General features: G+C 54.3%; 2 protein-coding genes and 2 rRNA genes (1 of these 4 only partly in view). All 4 read right to left on the bottom strand.

What is annotated here, in order from left to right:
• Positions 1-191: 191 nt before the first annotated feature.
• Positions 192-1,571 (bottom strand): ammonia-forming cytochrome c nitrite reductase subunit c552, encoded by a 1,380-nt coding sequence (locus C1722_RS12140; RefSeq protein WP_102379659.1) that lies wholly within the window; start codon positions 1,569-1,571, stop codon positions 192-194.
• A 685-nt stretch (positions 1,572-2,256) separates the two neighbouring features.
• Complete coding sequence (locus C1722_RS12145; protein WP_425319380.1) at positions 2,257-2,529, bottom strand: 5'-methylthioadenosine/S-adenosylhomocysteine nucleosidase; 273 nt, start codon at positions 2,527-2,529, stop codon at positions 2,257-2,259.
• A gap of 230 nt (positions 2,530-2,759) precedes the next feature.
• Positions 2,760-2,873: ribosomal RNA gene (rrf, locus tag C1722_RS12150) — 5S ribosomal RNA — on the bottom strand.
• A 99-nt stretch (positions 2,874-2,972) separates the two neighbouring features.
• Positions 2,973-5,826: ribosomal RNA gene (locus tag C1722_RS17895) — 23S ribosomal RNA — on the bottom strand (it continues 363 nt past the right edge of the window).

Consider the following 5,826-nt stretch of genomic DNA (forward strand, 5'->3'; position numbering starts at 1 on the left):
AGACCGTCGACAACGCACCACACGCTAGTGCCACGCAAAGAGCTGTTGATCCAAGAACCGACATGCCCCCCCCCGAAAGAAGTTGAAATAAGGTAGCCGTCCGACAAGCGAAAGGCGAGATGAAACGGTGTCGCACGGCGCCGTTATGATGTTTGGAAAGACATCTTAAAGGCGCCTTTCGTTATATTCGGTTATGCAAGTTTTTCCATAATGCCATCGAGCAGATTATTCGCTCGAGCAAGGTAATCATTCAGCTTATCGTTGTTGTGAACCACGCGCCCGTTGCTATCGCCATTGGTAATGTGGAGGTATGCGTCCACGCGCGTATAGTCGTCGCGGACCTGGTTTAGCGTGTTCTCATCAACACTTCCATCTTGAACGGCTGCCTTGATAAGCTCATATGCTTCGTCCATCCTGGCTTGGGCGCTGCCAAGCGCTTCACGAGCCTCGCGTTGCTTGCTCCGAACCATCTCAACCATATCATCAGTCGTTTCGATACCTTGAGATTTATGGCAAGTCAGGCAGTATTCGAGCGATTCTTCCCTTGCAAGAGGAGAGCCCGAAGCGTTGTGATCGGTATACGTTTCACCGGTTTCGGGATCCGTCACTTTGGGCATATGGCAATCGATGCACGTTACGCCGAGTTCGTTCATGGGGCTTCCCTGAGTCATCTCGAGCTCAGGCTCATCGAAGCAGCCGATCTTTATGCCCGTATCCTCATCGACATCGTAGATGCCATCCTCGAGTTCCGCTTGGAGCAATGAATCGATATCAGTACCGTATTTGTAGGGATCGAAGCTGTCCATCGTCTCCTGATCGGTAATAAACTTCCGATGATTGAAGGTGTTGTGACATTGTCCACATGCTCTTTCTTCTGGATCGAACTGGTCAAACGCATCTCCAGAAAGCTGCGTAAACATCGTAAGCGTCGCATCGGGCTCGTCCCCGGGCGTCTCTTCGTGGCAGATGGCGCAATCCCATAACTGGCCGTTCAGGAGGTCGGCGAACTCCTGATCAACAGGTTCACCGTACACCTCGGCGCCTTCTTGTTCATACGCTACATCAAACTTCGAGCTTCGGCATGCATAGCAGCCTTTGGTGTACCCAGCATCGTTGATTACTTCAACCCAGTTGCTATCGTCAACATACCACTGGCCCGTTTCGCTATTGTATTCAAGCGAGTCCACGCCAAAGCGTGCATCGTCTGTGAACAGTAAGTTTCCTTCGCTGTCACGAGCAAGCGGACCCACTTCCATCGCCAGCGTTGCAAAATGTCCATGAGGGCGTTCTGTCTTGTCCTCATAAAGGCCCAATCCGTCTTCCGCACCGAAATCAACCTGTTTGTAGTTCAGCGTCGCATATGAATTGTATTGAAGCGGATATAATTCGCCCCATTCCTGCATGGTCTTTTCGCCACCCGCATTCGTCTCCCCAGTCGCCTGCGACTCCGAAGCGTTCGACGCTCCCGACTGAGAAACCTGCGGCGAGCATCCGGCAAGACCCGCTGCAACCCCGAGCGCACCACAGAAAGCGACCGTTGCGACGGCTGTAGCAAGCTTCTGCTTTCTCATCCCTGTCTCCTCTCCTCTAGCTTCTACTCTACCTCAACAATTCTGTATCTTTGGAAAGCAAGGTTCCACTAAGGGAGAATTGCGTTTGGATTGCGAAACCGCAATCCAAACAAGAGCCACAAAGAATGCGGCCACTATCAGCATGAGCTTCAATCCATGAGTCTAAGAGACCGAACAAGTTGCAAGAGCCCGATAAAAGACAGGGGGCGTAAGACAGCCCCCTATATCGCTCGGAAACTCCAGCCGTAGAATACAATAGGGCTCGCCTTTCGACGAGACCCATTGTTAACCTTGTTGATAGATTGCCCGCCGATGCAACATCACATCGAAGCCCGGTGACATGATGCCGCATCGGCTGGCAATGGCGGTTTGCTATGGGCGCAACAAGACCCTCGCGATATCGCTCTCCTCAAGACAACGGGCTCCGCGTAAGCTACCAGCTGATACACGCATCCCGATTTCTGTCTGGAAGATGGCTTCTCGGCGCACGAGCCGTATGTCATCACCAAAATCATTAGTGGATGATATCCTGTCCAACCAAAGCGAAACAATATATACGGCTTTGCGATTCGATTGAGATTTGTTAATATCCGGGACGGTCGGTTGCCACATGCGGCGTCCGCAGGCGAGACGCCATGCCCTCTTCCTCGTGCGCGATCGGCGGCCGATTTCGCAAACGGACGCCTTACCGCTCAAGTTCGGCGAGCATTCCGATAACCACTTCGGCAGAAATGCGAGAAGCGGTTTCGCAGTTCTTGTCGTAGTTCTCCATTCCGTTATGCGTCGCCGTATCGGTGATGGTTCTCACCGCGATGAACGGAACCCGGTTCACATGGCACACATGCGCCACGCTGGCGGTTTCCATGTCGGCCGCCAGCGGAGCGAATTCGGCGTTTATATCGTTTCTCTTTTCGCCCTCGATGAACTGCTCGCCGCTACTAACGGAATCTCGGTTGATTTCTCTTCCTCCGGGTACTTAGATGTTTCAGTTCCCCGGGTTGCCTCTGCTGGCCCTATGTGTTCGGGCCAGAGTAACCGGGCATTACCCCGGCTGGGTTCCCCCATTCGGTCCCCTCGCTCTCTTACCCACTTCTAGATGGGAAAAAAGGACAGCCCTATACGCGAAGGCCCCGCCGAGGCGGGCCCGCGCCCGCGGGGCCGCGGGCCGAAAAAGAAAAATACCCTCTACGAGCACGACGTCCTATCCTCCCACGGACTACACCGCAGTACTTTCGGCGATGGCAGGCTTAACTGCCGAGTTCGGAATGGGATCGGGTGATCCCTGCCTCCATGGTCGCGCTCGTAGAAGGTATTCCACGAGACCTATTCGGTTCTCAAGTCCCGCGCAACCCTGAAGGTTGCATAGCGTTCGTCCGCACGTCGCGAAGATGTGAAAGTGGTAAGATAAAGAGCTCGACCGATTAGTACCGCTCGCCTGAACGCCTCGCAGCGCTTGCAGCTGCGGCCTATCGACCTCGTAGTCTACGAGGGGTCTTACCGAAAAGAGAACTCATCTTGAAGCCGGCTTCCCACTTAGATGCTTTCAGCGGTTATCCGTTCCGAACGTAGCTAAGCAGCTATGCCGTTGGTCGACAACTGCTACACCAGAGGTTCGTCCACCCCGGTCCTCTCGTACTAGGGGCAGCCCTTCTCAATTCTCTTACGCCTACGGAGGATAGGGACCGAACTGTCTCACGACGTTCTGAACCCAGCTCGCGTACCGCTTTAAATGGCGAACAGCCATACCCTTGGGACCAACTTCAGCCCCAGGATGCGATGAGCCGACATCGAGGTGCCAAACCTTGCCGTCGATGTGGACTCTTGGGCAAGATCAGCCTGTTATCCCCGGAGTACCTTTTATCCGTTGAGCGACGGCCATTCCACTCTGAGCCGCCGGATCACTAGAACCGAGTTTCCTCTCTGCTCGACTTGTAGGTCTCGCAGTCAAGCCTGCTTATACTCTTATACTCTACGAACGATTGCCAACCGTTCTGAGCAGACCTTACGTACGCCTCCGTTACATTTTAGGAGGCGACCGCCCCAGTCAAACTACCCACCTGACACGGTCCGCACGCCGGATCACGGTCGCACGTTAGGTTGCCGATACGATGAGGGTGGTATTCCAAGGGCGACTCCACAGGAACTGGCGTCCCTGCTTCGAAGTCTCCCACCTATCCTCTACACACCGAACCAACAACCAATGTCAAGCTGCAGTAAAGGTTCACGGGGTCTTTCCGTCCTTCCGCAGGTAATTCGCATCTTCACGAATAATACAATTTCACCGGGTCTATGGTTGAGACAGCGCCCAAATCGTTACGCCATTCGTGCAGGTCGGAACTTACCCGACAAGGAATTTCGCTACCTTAGGACCGTTATAGTTACGGCCGCCGTTTACTGGGGCTTAGTTTCAGAGCTTCGCTTGCGCTAACCCATCCACGTAACCTTCCAGCACCGGGCAGGCGTCAGACCCTATACGTCGTCTTACGACTTAGCAGAGTCCTGTGTTTTTGATAAACAGTCGCTTGGGCCGTTTCACTGCGACCCCCGATAGCTCCGGACGCGGGGTCCTTCACCGTCAGGGGCACTCCTTCTCCCGAAGTTACGGAGTCAATATGCCGAGTTCCTTAACCATAGTTCTCCCGATCGCCTTGGTATGTTCTACCCGCCTACCTGTGTCGGTTTTGGTACGGGCACCAACGTAGCTCCCTAGAGGTTTTTCTTGGAAGCATGGGCTCACTGACTTCACTCAATTGCTTCGTCTAACGTCTCAGGCTTCGTGGCGCGCGGATTTTCCTACGCGCCGCCCTACGCGCTTTCACGGGGACGTCCAGAACCCCGCCCAGCTACCCTTCTCCGTCACCCCATCGGTGGTAACGCTCGTTGGTGGTACAGGAATATCAACCTGTTGTGCATCGGCTACGCCTCGCGGCCTCGCCTTAGCTCCCGACTGACCCTGGGAGGATTAGCCTTGCCCAGGAACCCTTAGGCTTACGGCGGAAGTGTTTCTCGCACTTCTCTCGTTACTCATGCCAGCATTCTCACTTCCATACAGTCCACCGTCGGTTACCCTCCGGCTTCGACCCGGTATGGAAAGCTCCCCTACCACTGAAATAATTCAGTCCGCTGCTTCGGTACCATGCTTAGCCCCGTGAATTGTCGGCGCATGTCCACTTGACCAGTGAGCTGTTACGCACTCTTTAAATGCATGGCTGCTTCTAAGCCAACATCCTGGTTGTCTAGGCAAACGCACATCCTTTGCCACTTAGCATGGATTTAGGGACCTTAGCAGGCGGTCTGGGCTGTTTCCCTTTCGAATACACAGCTTAGCCCACATATTCTGACTCCCGATCTCTGGAATACCGGCATTCGGAGTTTGGTTCTTTTCGGTAGGCGGTGAAGCCCCCTAGAAGATCCAGTGCTCTACCACCGGTATTAAACGATCGAGGCTAGCCCTAAAGCTATTTCGGGGAGAACGAGATATCTCCGAGTTTGATTAGCCTTTCACTCCTATCCACAGGTCATCCCCTCCGTTTTCAACCGAAGTGGGTTCGGCCCTCCACGGGGTCTTACCCCCGCTTCAGCCTGCCCATGGATAGCTCACTCGGCTTCGCGTCTGCAGCATACGACTAAACGCCATCTTAAAGGCTCGCTTTCACTACGGCTCGTTTCAAAACTTAACCTCGCCGCACACCGCAACTCGCTGGCTCATTCTACAAAAGGCACGCCGTCACAGTACGAATACTGCTCCGACTGCTTGTAGGCACACGGTTTCAGGTACTATTTCACTCCCCTCTCGGGGTACTTTTCACCTTTCCCTCACGGTACTGGTTCGCTATCGGTCATAAGAGAGTATTTAGCCTTGGGGGGTGGTCCCCCCTGATTCATACCGGATTTCACGTGTCCGGCATTACTCGGGTACCGTCTTCGCAGGCGCCGGGGTTTCGCGTACGGGGCTTTTACCCGCTCTGGCCGGCCTTTCCATGCCGTTCCGCTACCGCGACGCTTTGTAACTGCGTCTGTCAAATTAGGTTGAAAGAATAGACGGCCCCACAACACCTCATGCAGCAACACCCTAATGTTTACACGTGCATGGGTTTGGGCTGGTCCGCGTTCGCTCGCCGCTACTAACGGAATCTCGGTTGATTTCTCTTCCTCCGGGTACTTAGATGTTTCAGTTCCCCGGGTTGCCTCTGCTGGCCCTATGTGTTCGGGCCAGAGTAACCGGGCATTACCCCGGCTGGGTTCCCCCATTCGG

Origin of the sequence: Raoultibacter timonensis, assembly GCF_900240215.1 — a bacterium.
GTDB classification, from domain to species: domain Bacteria; phylum Actinomycetota; class Coriobacteriia; order Coriobacteriales; family Eggerthellaceae; genus Raoultibacter; species Raoultibacter timonensis.

What these genes read in the sequence shown, in the direction of transcription:
- C1722_RS12140 (WP_102379659.1), bottom strand. Translation starts at nt 1,571, where the DNA reads ATGAGAAAGCAGAAGCTTGCTACAGCCGTCGCAACGGTCGCTTTCTGT.